The sequence below is a fragment of the Peribacillus sp. 05N428 genome, assembly GCF_056397085.1.
This window is the reverse complement of record NZ_JBFTMS010000004.1, coordinates 119,823-133,056: the sequence shown is the minus strand read 5'-3', so window position 1 is coordinate 133,056 and position 13,234 is coordinate 119,823. Positions and strand designations below refer to the sequence as shown.

Sequence of the window (13,234 nt, the reverse complement as noted above, 5' to 3'; positions counted from 1 at the left end):
AGGTCAGACCTCCACTCGTACTTGTACGAACGGGGATCTTGACCTCTTTATCATTTACTGGCTACAAACAAGATTCTTTCGGTTTCCGTTACGAGCGGTGCTTCTTCTAGATCCGCCAGAATTTCAGAAACCGTGAAACCTGCTTGCTCCAACCACTTTTTATATTGTTCAACCGGATAGGTCCGTTGATAATGCAACTCATCAAAACGGTCATAAAGGCCGCTTTCGTCATCCCTTACGAAAAAACTTAAATCATGTTCCACGCTGTAAGGTTCTTCACCCGGGAAGCAATCCCATATATAGGATACTTCTTCACCATTGACAGCAAACGTATGATCACGAAAGATTTCTTCCATTTTATAAAGGGAATGGATATCAAACATGAATAATCCGCCATCCTTCAAATGCTCATGAACCCGGCTGAACGTCTTGACTATATCCTCTTCGTCGCGAAGGTAGTTCAGCGAATCACAAAAAATCGTGACACAATCAAATTGGCCAAGCCCTTCGAGTTCTGCCATATTCTGCTGGAAAAGCGGAATCGATAATCCAAGCTTAACCGCTTTTTCATTAGCAACAAGAAGCATTTCATCAGATAAATCCACGCCGGTGACTTCGAATCCGTGCTGCGCCAATTCTACTGTCATTTCCCCGGTTCCACACGCTAAATCCAGAACTTTCTTTCCACCAATTCCATACTGTTCCAGCTTCGCCGTAAGGATCATCAGCCATTTTTCATAAGGTGCGTCCTTCATCAATTCATCGTATACATAGGCAAAGCGTTTGTAAGTCATGAAGTCAGTTCACTCTCTAGATCTTCAAAAGGTGCATCGCCCCATAGACGTTCAAGGTTATAGTAGTTTCTTTCATCTTTATGGAAAATGTGGGCCACTACATCGCCAAGATCCACAAGCACCCATTTTGCCTCGTCAAAACCTTCAAGACGCTTTACATTGATTCCTGATTCATCAGCTTTGCTCTTCATTTCACGAGCTATTGCTTGTACTTGTTTTTCAGAATTACCGTGACAGATCAAAAAGTAATCCGCTACAAGGGAAATACCTTGCATGTTCAATGCCACGATATCCTCCGCTCTTTTATCATCCGCCGCTTTTGCTGCAATTACAAGAAGTTCACGTTCAGTCATTACATCTTCTCCTTCAAATTCATGATCAAATCATTATATGTCTTAAATGTGTCAGGGTAAATTGCCTGATTTCTTTTCATTAAAAAAACAACTGTATTCCTTAAAGCCTGGATGACAGCATGATCCAAATTTTGCTTTGCTGTCTGCCTGACTTCGTCGACACCGGGAAAAGAACGTCCCGGCTCGATATAATCAGCAAGGTATACGACTTTATCCAAAAGGCTCATGCCAACCCTGCCAGACGTGTGATAGGCAATCGCATCCAAGATTTCAGCGTCCTGAATGCCTGCTTCCTTATTCACCAGATAAGCCCCGACAGGAGCGTGCCACAGCTCCATATTGTATTCAAGTAACGCCGGGTCCATTTTTTCAGCGATTATTATTTGCTCCATTTCTTCTTTAGGACGAAATTTTGCATAATCATGGAAAATGGCTGCAAGTTCCGCTTTTTTGACGTCGGCCCCATACCGTTCAGCAAGTTCAATCGCTGACTCGACCACACCCAAGGTATGAATGTACCTGCGCTCGGTGATTTGTTCTTTGACCAGCGCCAATGCTTTCTCACGATTCATATAAACCATTCCCTTTAATATACTTCACCACTGGATCTGCTATTAAATATTTCACGGTTTTCCCTGTTCTTAACTTCCTTCGTATCATGGAAGACGAAATGAACATCTGCGGGACTTTCACCATCGTGATCGGGTATACGGTATTCTCATTATATCCAGGGCGCTTCACCCCGACGAAATTGACCATATGCACCAGCTCGTCGATACGATGCCAATTCGGTAAGTACTCAATCATATCTGCGCCAATTATGAAATAGAACTCATTGGCTGGCTCAAGTTCTTTAAGCAATTTTATCGTGTCATACGTATAAGATGTGCCTTTTCTTTCTATTTCAATACCCTCAATATAAAAAGATGGGTTTCCGGCTATCGCGTTTTCCAACATGGCCAGCCTGTCCATATCGGTTACTTCCTCCGATTTTTCCTTATGTGGAGGAACGTGATTTGGCATGAACCTGATTTCATCTAGCTCAAGGGCATCCAACACTTCGTTGGCTATAATTAAATGCCCGATATGCGGAGGATTGAATGTACCGCCAAGAATTCCAATTTTTTTCATAGATAGGTTCCTTAAGGTAATTTAAGTTGTTTGTTTTCTTTTGATTCTTTATACAGCACAATTGTGTTGCCGATAATCTGAACCAATTCCGCCCGTGCACCTTTTGATAAAGTAAGCCCCACATCATTGCGGTCCTCTTCACAGTTTTGCAGGATGCTGACCTTGATCAATTCACGTACTTCAAGCGCCTCACCAATTTGCTTGATGAGATTATCATTGACTCCGCCTTTACCAACTTGAAAAATTGGATTGAGGTGATGGGCCTTTGATCGTAAAAATCTTTTTTGTTTTCCTGTTAACATGTGTTACCTCCTAGTTTGTTCAAGACAATATCTGTCATTCTTGCTGTATCCGGCATAATGCCTGTCCATATCTCAAATGCAAGCGCAGCCTGGTTGATGAACATTCCCAGACCATTTTGCGTTTCCGCCCCTTTTTCCCCAGCTTCACGCAGCAGCTTGGTTTGCAGAGGGTTATAGATGATATCACTGACAATTGCACCGGTTTTAAGCTGGTCGACCTTTAACGGCGAATGATCCAGTTCAGGACTCATTCCAGAAGAAGTCGTTTGGATGATTAAATCATATTGTGATAAGCTTTCTTCCGCTTCGATAATCGAGAGTGCCTTCGATACTTTATCATAAGGGCAATCAGAAACAAGCTGGGCCGCTCTTTCCTTTGTCCGGTTTGCAATATCAACTTGCTTTACCCCTTCTTTCACGAGGGTAAAATAAATCGCACGCGCAGCACCGCCCGCTCCGATCACTAACGTTTTTTTAGCCTTGATGTCACCTGATATTTCATCGCATAAAGATTTAAAAAATCCTTTTCCGTCTGTATTATACCCTATAAACCGACCATTTTTGTTAACAACCGTATTTACAGCCCCGATTGCCAGGGCCAGTTCATCCACTTCATCAAGGAAAGGGATGATTGAAGTCTTATGAGGGATCGTGATGTTAAACCCTTCTATACCAAGGGCTTTCATGCCTTTCACGGCATCGTTCAAACCTTCTTTCGTCACATGAAAATGGTGATAAACCGCTTCTATATTTTCTTTTTCAAATGCATCATTATGAATGTCCGGTGACATCGAATGTGCAATTGGATCTCCCATTACCCCATATATCTTTTTCATAGACTAGACGACCCCTATTTTTAGATTAATGATTTGCGAACGATCACATTGACGCCCTTTGGAACATGTGCAACGATTTTCGCCCCTGGCTCATTGACCGTCACCCAGCCAAGACCAGAAAACACAATATCCATTTTACCATCTTTCAAGGAAAATTCATGTGGAATCAGCTTCGGAAACTCCTCGATTTGTTCCGGCCGTGGGGGAGTCAGTAATTCCCCGGCATGGTTTTTATACAATTCATCGGCATTTTCCAGTTTCGTACGGTGAATATTCAATTCGTTCGAAAGGTAGCAAGTCAATGAACGCCTTCCGCCTGAGACATAGTCCAACCTGGCCAACCCTCCGAAAAATAGCGTCTGCCCTTCATTCAGTTGGTACACTCTCGGCTTGATTTCCTTTTTCGGCATAATCACCTTGAAGTCCCGTTTGTCCACATAGTGAGCCATTTGATGATGATTAATGATTCCAGGTGTATCGATCAATGCCTGTTCATCATCCAAAGGAATTTCAATCATATCCAAGGTAGTCCCAGGGAAGTGGGAAGTCGTGATGATATCACTTTCACCGCTCACTTCTTTTATAAGACGGTTGATGAAAGTCGATTTCCCTACATTCGTACAGCCCACCACATAGACATCTTTTCCTCTGCGGTACCGCTCGATCGCATCAGCAGCTTCAAGTATGTGCTTTCCCTTTTCCGCACTGACAAGCAGGACATCGATCGGGTTAAGACCCAATTCCTTGGACGATTGCTTCATCCAATTGATCAACTTGTTCGGTTTTACCGATTTAGGCAATAGATCGACCTTATTTCCGATCAGAAGAACATCATTTCTTCCTACAAATCGATGAAGGCCAGGCAGCCAGCTTCCATTGAAATCAAAAATATCGACGATTTTGACGATTAAAGAGTCGGTTTCGCCTACTTTATTCAAGATTTTCAAGAAGTCATCGTCTGTTAAGGATACATCCTGAACTTCGTTATAATGTTTCAATTTAAAGCAGCGCTGACAAACGATGCTCTCTTTTTCCAGAGCCGATTTAGGGGCAAAGCCCAACTCCTTCGGATCTTCAGTCTGGACCTTCACACCGCAGCCGATGCACACTAATTCTTGATGATTGTTCAATTGTGATCCTCCCATTCTATCATTCCTTTTCGTTTAAAAAACGCCATGATCTTTCTTTCAAAATAACGATTGATCCTTGTTCTGAATTCGTCGGTCTGTGCGACAGGGACCACTAAGATCGTATGAAACCCGCCTCTGTTCCCTCCCAATACATCCGTCAATAACTGATCGCCGATTACCACCGTTTCTTCTAATTTCAACCCCATTGTCTTACGGGCTTTATGGAAAGCCCTTGCCATCGGTTTTCTGGCCTGGAAGATAAACGGAATGTGAAGCGGATCGGAAAAAGCCCGAACCCGATTTTCATTATTATTGGACACAATCGTAACTAAAATCCCATGATCCCGCATATTGTCGAACCATTTGATTAAATCGGGGGTGGCAGTCGGCCTGTCCCATTCAACGAGTGTATTATCCAAATCGGTAATGACGCCCTTAATCCCTCTTTTTTTCAATTCTTGAGGATCTATATTAAAAATGCTTTTAACATGTTCACTCGGCAAAAATAATTTAAGCATATTGGCACCTCTATATTTTCATTAAAATTTACCGTTTCCATCATATCGAATTTTCAGCCCACTTTCAAAAAAAATTAGGAAAGAATGGCTGACGGTAAAGAAACATCATAATGTATGTTTTCTGATATGGAAAGGCATTTTTCATTAAATAATGGGAAATTTGCAGGCAGACCAGAACCAAAGAACTAATTATTCATAAAAGATTTCGACAAAAATTTCATTTATTCAACCTGTGGATAACTTTACTAACATTTTCCATACTGATGGGCACCATTTCGTTCACCTTGTAAACAACTTAACCACAGGTTATCCACTTTTTACTGTGGATAACAGAACGATTGTTCTCCACGTTTATTTCTGATACAGTAGGGGTACATCAAGGAAGACTTATCAATATATGCAAGTAAACACCAAATTATTCCCCGCAATCCCTACAGGAGGTGAGCAGCCCATAAGTGGCGTTCTGATGCAAAAACTATCTGATGACCTGTTGCTTGAATCCTATTTTAAAGCACAGAATTTAAAGTTGAGTACCGATTTCATCCGCCTCATAGAAACGGAAATTCATCGAAGGTCCCTAACACATAAAATCCGAGCCATATTTTAATATGTAATACATAGGCTGACATCAAATGTCAGCCTCTTATTTTCATTTGAAGTTAGACGGCTCTCATGAATCCGATTGTTTCACCTACACGGACATCTGCGGGAATGGATATGTTTCCTTCAAGTTCAAAGCTTCCTTTTTCAAAAAGAAGCACAACTGTGGACCCAAAGCTGAAATAAGAAAACTCCTGCCCTTTTTCCAATTCATCCGAATCATCAGTAATGACGATCGAATTTATGAACATGGCCCCGACTTTCACCATTGCCAGATTTCCCGCCTCATTTTGAAGTTCAGTTATTGTCCGGTAATTTTTTGATAAAGGCTCTTTTCCATATTTCATCCCCCATTTATTAACGGGGTATGATTTCCTTCCAAGCGTCCATCGTTTGACCACGGAACCCTTGATTGGCGCATGGATCCTATGGTAATGACTCGGGCTTAAGTATAACACGAGATATTTGCCGCCTAAGTACTTTTCCAATAAAAGCTCATCCCCGAGCATTTCCTCCATTGAATATACCTTTCCCTTAACGACGATCTTTTTATCAGCGCGTATCTCCCCTGAGTCCTCAAGTACACCGTCCACGGGACAAGCTACCGCAGACGGAACTGCCGTAATTGGCCTCGCGTCAGCCTTTAACTGCCTTGTAAATAGCTCGTGCAAATTGGTATATGCTTTTAACTCCTTACCAAATTCCTGTTGATTAAGGTTGAATGTTTTTACATAAAGTAATATTAAGGGCCTGCTCCAACGAGATTGGCTAAAGTGTTTTAATAAACCTGATGAATACTGACCATTCGTAAGTTCAATAAGAACGCGATACAAAGACTGAAACAAAATATAACCACTCCAAATTGTAAAATTGTAAAATTATTCTAAAATTCCCTTGCATAAATTGTATTAAATAAAATATTATTATATAATAAATACTTATGTTTACTATATTTTGTTTTAATTTGTTTCATTTGAAAGGAGTGAAAAGATGTTTTTATTACACGCCCTAGATCAAACCATTAAAAAAGTGAAAGCACAAACAGCAAATATACTTACCTTAATTAATTTATCCCTTGGTGGATTTGCGATAATTGCCGTGATGAACGGCCAATTGAATTTAAGCTTGCTTTTAATCTTCCTGGCTGCCCTTGCAGATCGCTTTGACGGTATGGTTGCACGGAAATTCAACATTGAATCGGAATTGGGTAAGCAACTTGATTCCATGTGTGACATCATATCCTTTGGCGTCGCACCGGCTCTATTATTATACCAAGGAATATTGATAGAATTCGGAGCACCTGGCACACTCTTCACGGTTTTCTATATTGGCTGTGGCGCGTTTCGTCTCGCCCGCTTCAATATAAGTGAAAGCAATGGATATTTTACAGGAGTGCCCATTACGGTTGCGGGCTGCATCGCTACTTTAAGTTATCTAGCCATCCCGTATTTCCATCCGGTCTTTTTCTTATCCCTCATGATTATATTATCATTACTTATGGTCAGTCCATTTAAACTGAGGAAAGTTTAATAAGAAAGCGGATGTCCTAGACCGGACATCCGCTTTTTTGTTCCTATTCCAGCCTAAACCCATCTTATGCTTTTCGGACTAATGGGTCGGTCAAACGCATGAATTCTTCTACATCCTCCATACAGGCATTGACCGCTTCTTCCCAAAAATCCCGGGTCTTTAAATCGACGCCTAAATGTTTCTCCGCCAAATCCTCGACCTTCATGGAACCGGTATCCTTTAATAGAGCGATATATTTTTCTTCGAAACCTGCAGGTTCTTTCAGGGCATTCGCGTATATGCCTAATGAGAATAAGTAACCGAATGTGTACGGAAAATTATAAAATGGTACACCTGTAATATAAAAATGGAGCTTTGAAGCCCAGAACGTTGGATTATAATCACTTAAAGCATCGCCATAAGCTTCTTTTTGTGCATCGACCATCAGTTCATTCAACCGTTCGGCACTGACATATCCTTGCTTCCTCTCGTCATAAAACCTAGTTTCGAATAAGTAGCGGGCATGGATATTCATCAATAATGCCACGGAACGCTGAATTTTATCTTCTAAAAGCACCAGCTTTTCTTCCTCACTGGCTGCTTCCTTAACAGCTGCATCCGCTACGATCATTTCAGCAAAAGTGGAGGCGGTTTCCGCCACATTCATTGCATAAGACCGATTCAATGGATGGATATCCCTCATCGCATAAGAATGGAATGCATGACCCAATTCATGAGCCAATGTCGATACATTGGACGGTGTGCCCGAATACGTCATGAAAATTCTTGACTGCTTATTTAATGGAAAGCCGGTGCAAAAACCGCCTGGTCTCTTACCTGGTCTGTCCTCAGCTTCAATCCAGCTGTCTTCAAAAGCTTTTTTGGTGAAGTTCGCTAATTGAGAGCCGAACTTAGCGAATTGCTGGATGATGAAGTCTGCACCTTCTTGATAATCCATTACTTTGGATTCAGCCGTAACAGCTAGCGGTGCATCCAAATCCGCCCAACTTAATTTATCCAAATCCAGTAACTCCGCTTTCCTTTTTAAAAACCTCACAAGCGGCTCTTTATGATCGGCAATTACATTCCACATGCTTTCGAGGGTTTCTTTTTTCATCCTTCCTATTTCTAGAGGCTCTTTCAAAATATCATCCCAGCCCCTTTTTTCATTCACACTGAGACGGAAGCCAGCCAAGTGGTTCAAAGTCCGGGCGAACAGGTCACTTTTTTCCTCCCAAGCCTGTTCCCACGCAGTAAATAATTCTTTCCGGGCCCTTTCATCAGGATCGGAAAATTTATTCGCCGCTTGGCCTACAGAAAGCTTTTCACCCTTATAAGGGATGGTCATTGAACCGACGATCGTATCATACATTTGGCTCCAACCTTCGAAACCGTCCATGGCCAATTGGGTGATTAATGCTTCTTCCTTCACGGAAAGCTTTTCCTTTGCCTTTTCCCGACGTTCATTCAATACGAATTTCAATTCATTCAATGGTTCTTTTTCGAGGATTTTTTCAAAAAATGCATCATCTTGCTGTATCAACTTTTCATCCAGCTTGCTTAACACCATTTTTAGTGAAGCGACTATCTTCATTTGTTTGATCCGCAGCTGACCAGCCTTTTTATCCTGCGCATTTTGAGCTTCCAGGCATCCAATGAAAGCACTTGCCTGGGAAGATTTCATATTTGTATTTTTATAAAGATCAAATGCCTGGATTAAACTGCTTTCATCATTTCCTTCTGGATTGATATTGCTTACAAGCCGGTCTAAATCTTTTACCTCTTCGTTGATTTCATCTAAAAAAGTCAGGAACTCAATGGAAGAGCTTCCTCCTTTAAAAAAGATATCCAAATCCCACGTCAAAGAATATCCCATACTAAATTGCCCCCTTTTTATCACTAACCCCATTATAGAGGTTCATTCAATATTTTTCTAACTAAAAGGAATTTTCAGTATCTTTCAGAACATTTTTCTATATCCCAGATTAAAAGCATGTTATGATGAATATATTCTTGGGAAAGGGGTGGTTGATTCATATGAAATTCTTTATTCACATGTCTGCCATCATCCTGCTCCTTTGGACACTGCCCGTACAGTTCCACCATCATGCACAGCAGCTAACCATTGAAGAACATACCGATGTTCACCATTGGGATAAGGCCGACAAGAAACAGCCTTTCGTGCCGTCCTTTAGTTCATGGCAGTCACTTATCGTAATACTCATTTTCGAATTTTCCATTTTGGGCTTTCTTTATTTTCACTCGAATCTTCGACGACGATATCTCAGTCCCGTTTTTTATCAGGCGAATTACGTAGCCTCTCGCTCTGACATTTTATAAAAAATAAAATGGAGGAGTGATTCATATGTGGTTTCGACTAATTATGATAGGGGTCTTTTCTTTAACCGCTTCACGTCTGTTCCTTTTTCAGGGAATCGAGATTTATCATGCATTTACGGATTTGATCAGAAATAAATATTAAAAAAAGAGTGTGGGGAATTTCCCCGCACTCTCTTTGTTTACCATTCCTATCCTTTAGCTTTCTTTTCCTTCTCTTTTTCTGCCCTGTAAAATTCATGGAACATCTTCATCAAAGCACGTTTTTCGATCCTTGATACATAACTGCGGGAAATGCCAAGCTCTTTAGCGATTTCCCTCTGGGTTTTCTCCTTTTTCAAATCCAGTCCAAACCTGCCTACAATGACTTCCTTTTCGCGTTCATCCAAAATATCAATATACTTTTTCACTTTTTCAATTTCCATATTGAGCTGAATCGTATCGATGACATCTTCCGATTCCGATTTCAGTACATCGATTAAACTGATTTCATTACCTTCTTTATCCTGACCGATCGGATCATGCAGGGAAATATCTTTCTTCGTTTTCTTTGTCGCACGTAAATGCATCAAGATCTCATTCTCAATGCATCGCGCCGCATATGTGGCAAGCTTCGTACCCTTACCATCCGAATAACTCTCAATGGCCTTTATCAAACCAATAGTCCCAATCGAAATCAAATCCTCTGTATCCTCGCCCGTATTCTCGAATTTCTTGACGATATGGGCAACAAGCCTGAGATTATGTTCAATCAGGATGTTGCGGGCATCACCGTCCCCTTCACTCATAAGCTTCAGATATCTCTTTTCATCCTGAGATGACAAGGGCTGGGGAAAAGCATTATTTTTCACATAGGAAACAAATAAGTAAAATTCTTTGATAATATAACCGACAACTGTAAGTATTCCGGGCATTGGCTTCATCCCCCGTTTCTTTGGTTTCCCTATTCATACCTATGCAACGGTGGGCTTGTTCGTGTCTGTCCCACCAAAAGAAATCACGAAAGTGTTAAATGTTCAAACCAGCCTGGATGAAATTCACAAACGAACGAAGGCAAATGTTCATATAATGATAGGGAATTTTTTAGGGAAAGGGGGTTTTTTCGATGGGATATAACTACGGACCATACGGATGCAGCTATGGTTATCCGGCTCCTGCGCCTTGTTATGCAGGGTCCGGTTACGGCTTTGGTTATGGCCTGTTCATTGTCCTCCTGATTTTATTGCTCATTTTCGGGTTTTGGTGGTTGCCGGGATGTGGATTTGGTTATGGAGGATCAGGTCCGTGCTGCTGATTCAGGCAAAGAAAAACTCGGCCCGAGGGCCGAGTTTTCCCATTTTACCTATTTATATCTAACGTTGCCGTTTCGAGTTGATCAGCGTCATGACCATCTTGATCAACATCTCTTCAATACATACAAACCATGACAATGCTGGCCATGCACCTGCAAATCCGTTAGCCGGTATCCTTCTCCTGCCAATAGCAACGCTTCTCTCCTTTTACGTAAAACAAGTTCAACATATTAACCTCCACCTTTCTTTAATTTTTTTATAAACGGAATACCTACCTCATATGTTTTTAGAAAAAAGGACGATGCTTCATCGCTTTATCTAGATGTTCTTCTCGAATCTTGTGGATTCTCTCCTGTTGCAAACATTCCTCGGCAGTCATTTTTTTCATTTTAATCGTGATTGTGAAAAAAAGCATATTCAGTGTCATAATATCACCTCCTTTAAGGGAGCGGCCCAACAAAAAGGCATAAAAAGGCCGCAGAAAGTTACGTCCTCCTGCGGGCTTTTTTAGAGAATATAAAAAGACCGCAGGATAAAACACTTCTCCCTGCGGCCGCTATGTCTGAATGATTAATAAAGCCAAATTGCTTTAGAAATATTCCGCTTGGCACAGGTCGAATGTTATGTGATTGTCATTTGAAACGGACCGGCTGATTGCGACGACTCCATGTAGATACAATGTCATTTTCTTCGACCTCCTTTGGAATATTTTTTATTACTTGGTAAGTATATCCACAAATTCGATATTTGTAAACGGCTTTTGCCTATTTATTTGAAAATTTCAATCTTTCTACCCATTTTCATGAGCTATTATTACCTAAAGGAGGTAATTTGTATGTTAAATCTGCCCCTTAATGGGATACAACACTTGAAAAATAAAAAAACCTGATTCCTTTAAAGAATCAGGTTTGCTTCTATTGTTGTAAAGTGTCCTGGTCATCCATTTCGGCCAAGATCTTCTTATATTTTTTTGATAATGAGAAAAATACTATGGATATGCCCAGGAACATGATTGTCGCTCCCATATAGACATATGTGTCAATCATCGCTTTGTCGCCAGTGGGAAGGATGGTTCCTATATAGAAGAACGAACCCACACATAACAAAGTGATCGCAAATTGTTTAAAATCGACCATTTTCGAACGCAGCATTGCCGCCGTTTGTTTTTTGCGGTTTTTCATGCCATTCCACCTTCTTTCAAGCTAATAAGATATCGATATCTCATTCTACCATATTTATTCCAAATGACAGGGTGTAAATAATGGCAGTCAGCAATGAAGCGGTCCCTAAACGATTATCCTTGCAGCGCTTGTTCCAAGTCTTCCAATAAGTCTTCAACATCTTCCAGACCTACTGAAATACGAATCAACCCATCCGTTATCCCAAGTTCTGCACGACGCTCAGCCGGAATGGAAGCGTGTGTCATCAAAGCCGGAATGGAAATCAAGCTCTCCACTGCCCCCAGACTTTCCGCAAGTGTAAAGTATCTCACTTTGTTCAAAACGGACTCGGCCTTTTCCGCACTCCCGACATCAAATGAAACCATACCGCCGAATCCACGCGATTGTTTTTTGGCAATATCATGATTTGGGTGGTTTTCAAGACCTGGGTAATAGATTTTCGAAACGCCTTCATGCCCGGATAGGAAACGAACGATTTGAGATGTATTTTTTTCATGTTCTTCCATCCTGATTCCCAGCGTTTTAATGCCTCGCATCAGCAACCATGAATCCTGGGGCCCTAGCACGCCTCCTGTGGAGTTTTGGATGAAATGAAGGTCATTGCCAATCTTTTCATCATTCACCACGACAAGACCCGCTACAACATCGCTGTGTCCCCCTAGATACTTCGTTGCGCTATGAAGCACGATATCGGCTCCAAGTGAAAGCGGATTTTGCCAGTATGGCGTACTGAAGGTATTATCCACAATGGTGAGGATGCCGTTTTCTTTAGCTATTTTTGATACTTCTTCCAAATCGGTGATTTTCAATAATGGATTCGTCGGAGTTTCAATGAACAGTGCTTTCGTATTGTCCTTTATCTCTTTTTCGATCGAGTGTATGTCACTCGTATTGATGAAAGTAGCTTCCACCCCGAAGCGGTTAAGCACTTTAGTGATGACCCGGAAAGAACCTCCATAAACATCATCTGTCATCAATACATGATCACCATGACTGAACAGCATCATAACCGCAGTCATCGCTGCCATTCCTGATCCGAAGGCGAAACCTCTTTTTCCTTCCTCGAGATCCTTGATCAATTCTTCGAGGGCATGGCGGGTCGGGTTGCCTGTACGGGAATATTCATAGCCCCGATGATTTCCCGGACCATCCTGTTTATAGGTGCTCACTTGATAAATCGGCACCGAAACCGCCCCTGTTTGTTCATCACCAAAAATGCCGCCATGGATCAATTGTGTTTTTTTTCTCATT

General features: G+C 41.4%; 17 protein-coding genes. 3 read left to right on the top strand and 14 right to left on the bottom strand.

The features are described from left to right. Window positions 1-50: 50 nt before the first annotated feature. From AC1DIV_RS05640 to AC1DIV_RS05605, 8 genes are read right to left on the bottom strand one after another with little or no spacing between them, the layout of a single operon-like run. On the bottom strand, window positions 51-794 hold the full coding sequence (locus tag AC1DIV_RS05640; RefSeq protein WP_477575936.1) for a class I SAM-dependent DNA methyltransferase: 744 nt from the start codon (window positions 792-794) through the stop codon (window positions 51-53). Continuing rightward, window positions 791-1,147: a ribosome silencing factor gene (gene rsfS / locus AC1DIV_RS05635; protein WP_034308569.1), complete on the bottom strand. Its 357-nt coding sequence runs from the start codon at window positions 1,145-1,147 to the stop codon at window positions 791-793. The genes AC1DIV_RS05640 and rsfS overlap by 4 nt, the downstream gene beginning before the upstream one ends. Beyond that, window positions 1,147-1,719: a bis(5'-nucleosyl)-tetraphosphatase (symmetrical) YqeK gene (gene yqeK, locus AC1DIV_RS05630; RefSeq protein ID WP_054400178.1), complete on the bottom strand. Its 573-nt coding sequence runs from the start codon at window positions 1,717-1,719 to the stop codon at window positions 1,147-1,149. The genes rsfS and yqeK overlap by 1 nt, the downstream gene beginning before the upstream one ends. Further along, window positions 1,709-2,278, bottom strand: a complete 570-nt coding sequence (locus AC1DIV_RS05625; protein ID WP_048682820.1) for a nicotinate-nucleotide adenylyltransferase — start codon at window positions 2,276-2,278, stop codon at window positions 1,709-1,711. The genes yqeK and AC1DIV_RS05625 overlap by 11 nt, the downstream gene beginning before the upstream one ends. An 11-nt stretch (window positions 2,279-2,289) precedes the next feature. After that, window positions 2,290-2,580 carry a ribosome assembly RNA-binding protein YhbY gene (gene yhbY, locus AC1DIV_RS05620; protein WP_034308574.1) on the bottom strand — a complete coding sequence of 97 codons (291 nt, stop codon included), beginning with the start codon at window positions 2,578-2,580 and terminating at the stop codon, window positions 2,290-2,292. Next, complete coding sequence (aroE, locus tag AC1DIV_RS05615; RefSeq protein ID WP_063590586.1) at window positions 2,574-3,416, bottom strand: shikimate dehydrogenase; 843 nt, start codon at window positions 3,414-3,416, stop codon at window positions 2,574-2,576. The genes yhbY and aroE overlap by 7 nt, the downstream gene beginning before the upstream one ends. A 20-nt stretch (window positions 3,417-3,436) precedes the next feature. Next, complete coding sequence (yqeH, locus tag AC1DIV_RS05610; protein WP_222619913.1) at window positions 3,437-4,546, bottom strand: ribosome biogenesis GTPase YqeH; 1,110 nt, start codon at window positions 4,544-4,546, stop codon at window positions 3,437-3,439. Continuing rightward, on the bottom strand, window positions 4,543-5,064 hold the full coding sequence (locus AC1DIV_RS05605) for a YqeG family HAD IIIA-type phosphatase (protein WP_034308582.1): 522 nt from the start codon (window positions 5,062-5,064) through the stop codon (window positions 4,543-4,545). Before AC1DIV_RS05605 ends, yqeH begins: the two co-directional genes overlap by 4 nt. Before the next feature lie 466 nt (window positions 5,065-5,530). On the opposite strand from AC1DIV_RS05605, the gene AC1DIV_RS05600 reads away from it, so the two are divergent. After that, window positions 5,531-5,671 (top strand): sporulation histidine kinase inhibitor Sda, encoded by a 141-nt coding sequence (locus tag AC1DIV_RS05600; protein WP_285856448.1) that lies wholly within the window; start codon window positions 5,531-5,533, stop codon window positions 5,669-5,671. A gap of 52 nt (window positions 5,672-5,723) precedes the next feature. Here AC1DIV_RS05600 and AC1DIV_RS05595 read toward each other — a convergent pair whose 3' ends face one another. Further along, window positions 5,724-6,509, bottom strand: a complete 786-nt coding sequence (locus AC1DIV_RS05595; protein WP_048682810.1) for a phosphatidylserine decarboxylase — start codon at window positions 6,507-6,509, stop codon at window positions 5,724-5,726. A gap of 145 nt (window positions 6,510-6,654) precedes the next feature. Between AC1DIV_RS05595 and pssA the strand changes: the two genes are divergently transcribed. After that, window positions 6,655-7,194, top strand: a complete 540-nt coding sequence (pssA, locus tag AC1DIV_RS05590; protein WP_340876947.1) for a CDP-diacylglycerol--serine O-phosphatidyltransferase — start codon at window positions 6,655-6,657, stop codon at window positions 7,192-7,194. Window positions 7,195-7,258: 64 nt separating this feature from the next. Here the strand turns inward: pssA and AC1DIV_RS05585 are convergent, their stop codons facing one another. Continuing rightward, the gene (locus AC1DIV_RS05585) at window positions 7,259-9,049 is read right to left on the bottom strand and encodes a M3 family oligoendopeptidase (RefSeq protein WP_477575935.1); all 1,791 of its coding nucleotides are present in this window, start codon (window positions 9,047-9,049) and stop codon (window positions 7,259-7,261) included. Between the two features lie 652 nt (window positions 9,050-9,701). Next, window positions 9,702-10,424, bottom strand: coding sequence for an RNA polymerase sporulation sigma factor SigK (gene sigK / locus AC1DIV_RS05580; protein WP_048682796.1), 723 nt, complete (start codon window positions 10,422-10,424; stop codon window positions 9,702-9,704). Window positions 10,425-10,615: 191 nt separating this feature from the next. Here sigK and AC1DIV_RS05575 point away from each other — a divergent pair, with 191 nt between their 5' ends. Beyond that, on the top strand, window positions 10,616-10,804 hold the full coding sequence (locus AC1DIV_RS05575; RefSeq protein WP_048682791.1) for a hypothetical protein: 189 nt from the start codon (window positions 10,616-10,618) through the stop codon (window positions 10,802-10,804). A 284-nt stretch (window positions 10,805-11,088) separates the two neighbouring features. Here the strand turns inward: AC1DIV_RS05575 and AC1DIV_RS05570 are convergent, their stop codons facing one another. From AC1DIV_RS05570 to AC1DIV_RS05560, 3 genes are all read right to left on the bottom strand, one after another. Beyond that, window positions 11,089-11,229: a YrzI family small protein gene (locus AC1DIV_RS05570; RefSeq protein ID WP_072273247.1), complete on the bottom strand. Its 141-nt coding sequence runs from the start codon at window positions 11,227-11,229 to the stop codon at window positions 11,089-11,091. Between the two features lie 487 nt (window positions 11,230-11,716). After that, window positions 11,717-11,983 carry a YrhC family protein gene (locus AC1DIV_RS05565; protein WP_034308601.1) on the bottom strand — a complete coding sequence of 89 codons (267 nt, stop codon included), beginning with the start codon at window positions 11,981-11,983 and terminating at the stop codon, window positions 11,717-11,719. Between the two features lie 113 nt (window positions 11,984-12,096). Then, a complete protein-coding gene (locus AC1DIV_RS05560; protein WP_034308604.1) occupies window positions 12,097-13,233 on the bottom strand; it encodes a bifunctional cystathionine gamma-lyase/homocysteine desulfhydrase in 1,137 nt (378 codons plus the stop codon). Window position 13,234: the final 1 nt, after the last annotated feature.

Coding starts and splice junctions, on each gene's coding strand:
- AC1DIV_RS05640 (WP_477575936.1), bottom strand. CDS start 794: ATGACTTACAAACGCTTTGCCTATGTATACGATGAATTGATGAAGGAC.
- rsfS (WP_034308569.1), bottom strand. CDS start 1,147: ATGACTGAACGTGAACTTCTTGTAATTGCAGCAAAAGCGGCGGATGAT.
- yqeK (WP_054400178.1), bottom strand. CDS start 1,719: ATGAATCGTGAGAAAGCATTGGCGCTGGTCAAAGAACAAATCACCGAG.
- AC1DIV_RS05625 (WP_048682820.1), bottom strand. CDS start 2,278: ATGAAAAAAATTGGAATTCTTGGCGGTACATTCAATCCTCCGCATATC.
- yhbY (WP_034308574.1), bottom strand. CDS start 2,580: ATGTTAACAGGAAAACAAAAAAGATTTTTACGATCAAAGGCCCATCAC.
- aroE (WP_063590586.1), bottom strand. CDS start 3,416: ATGAAAAAGATATATGGGGTAATGGGAGATCCAATTGCACATTCGATG.
- AC1DIV_RS05605 (WP_034308582.1), bottom strand. CDS start 5,064: ATGCTTAAATTATTTTTGCCGAGTGAACATGTTAAAAGCATTTTTAAT.
- AC1DIV_RS05600 (WP_285856448.1), top strand. CDS start 5,531: ATGCAAAAACTATCTGATGACCTGTTGCTTGAATCCTATTTTAAAGCA.
- pssA (WP_340876947.1), top strand. CDS start 6,655: ATGTTTTTATTACACGCCCTAGATCAAACCATTAAAAAAGTGAAAGCA.
- AC1DIV_RS05585 (WP_477575935.1), bottom strand. CDS start 9,049: ATGGGATATTCTTTGACGTGGGATTTGGATATCTTTTTTAAAGGAGGA.
- sigK (WP_048682796.1), bottom strand. CDS start 10,424: ATGCCCGGAATACTTACAGTTGTCGGTTATATTATCAAAGAATTTTAC.
- AC1DIV_RS05575 (WP_048682791.1), top strand. CDS start 10,616: ATGGGATATAACTACGGACCATACGGATGCAGCTATGGTTATCCGGCT.
- AC1DIV_RS05570 (WP_072273247.1), bottom strand. CDS start 11,229: ATGACACTGAATATGCTTTTTTTCACAATCACGATTAAAATGAAAAAA.
- AC1DIV_RS05565 (WP_034308601.1), bottom strand. CDS start 11,983: ATGAAAAACCGCAAAAAACAAACGGCGGCAATGCTGCGTTCGAAAATG.
- AC1DIV_RS05560 (WP_034308604.1), bottom strand. CDS start 13,233: ATGAGAAAAAAAACACAATTGATCCATGGCGGCATTTTTGGTGATGAA.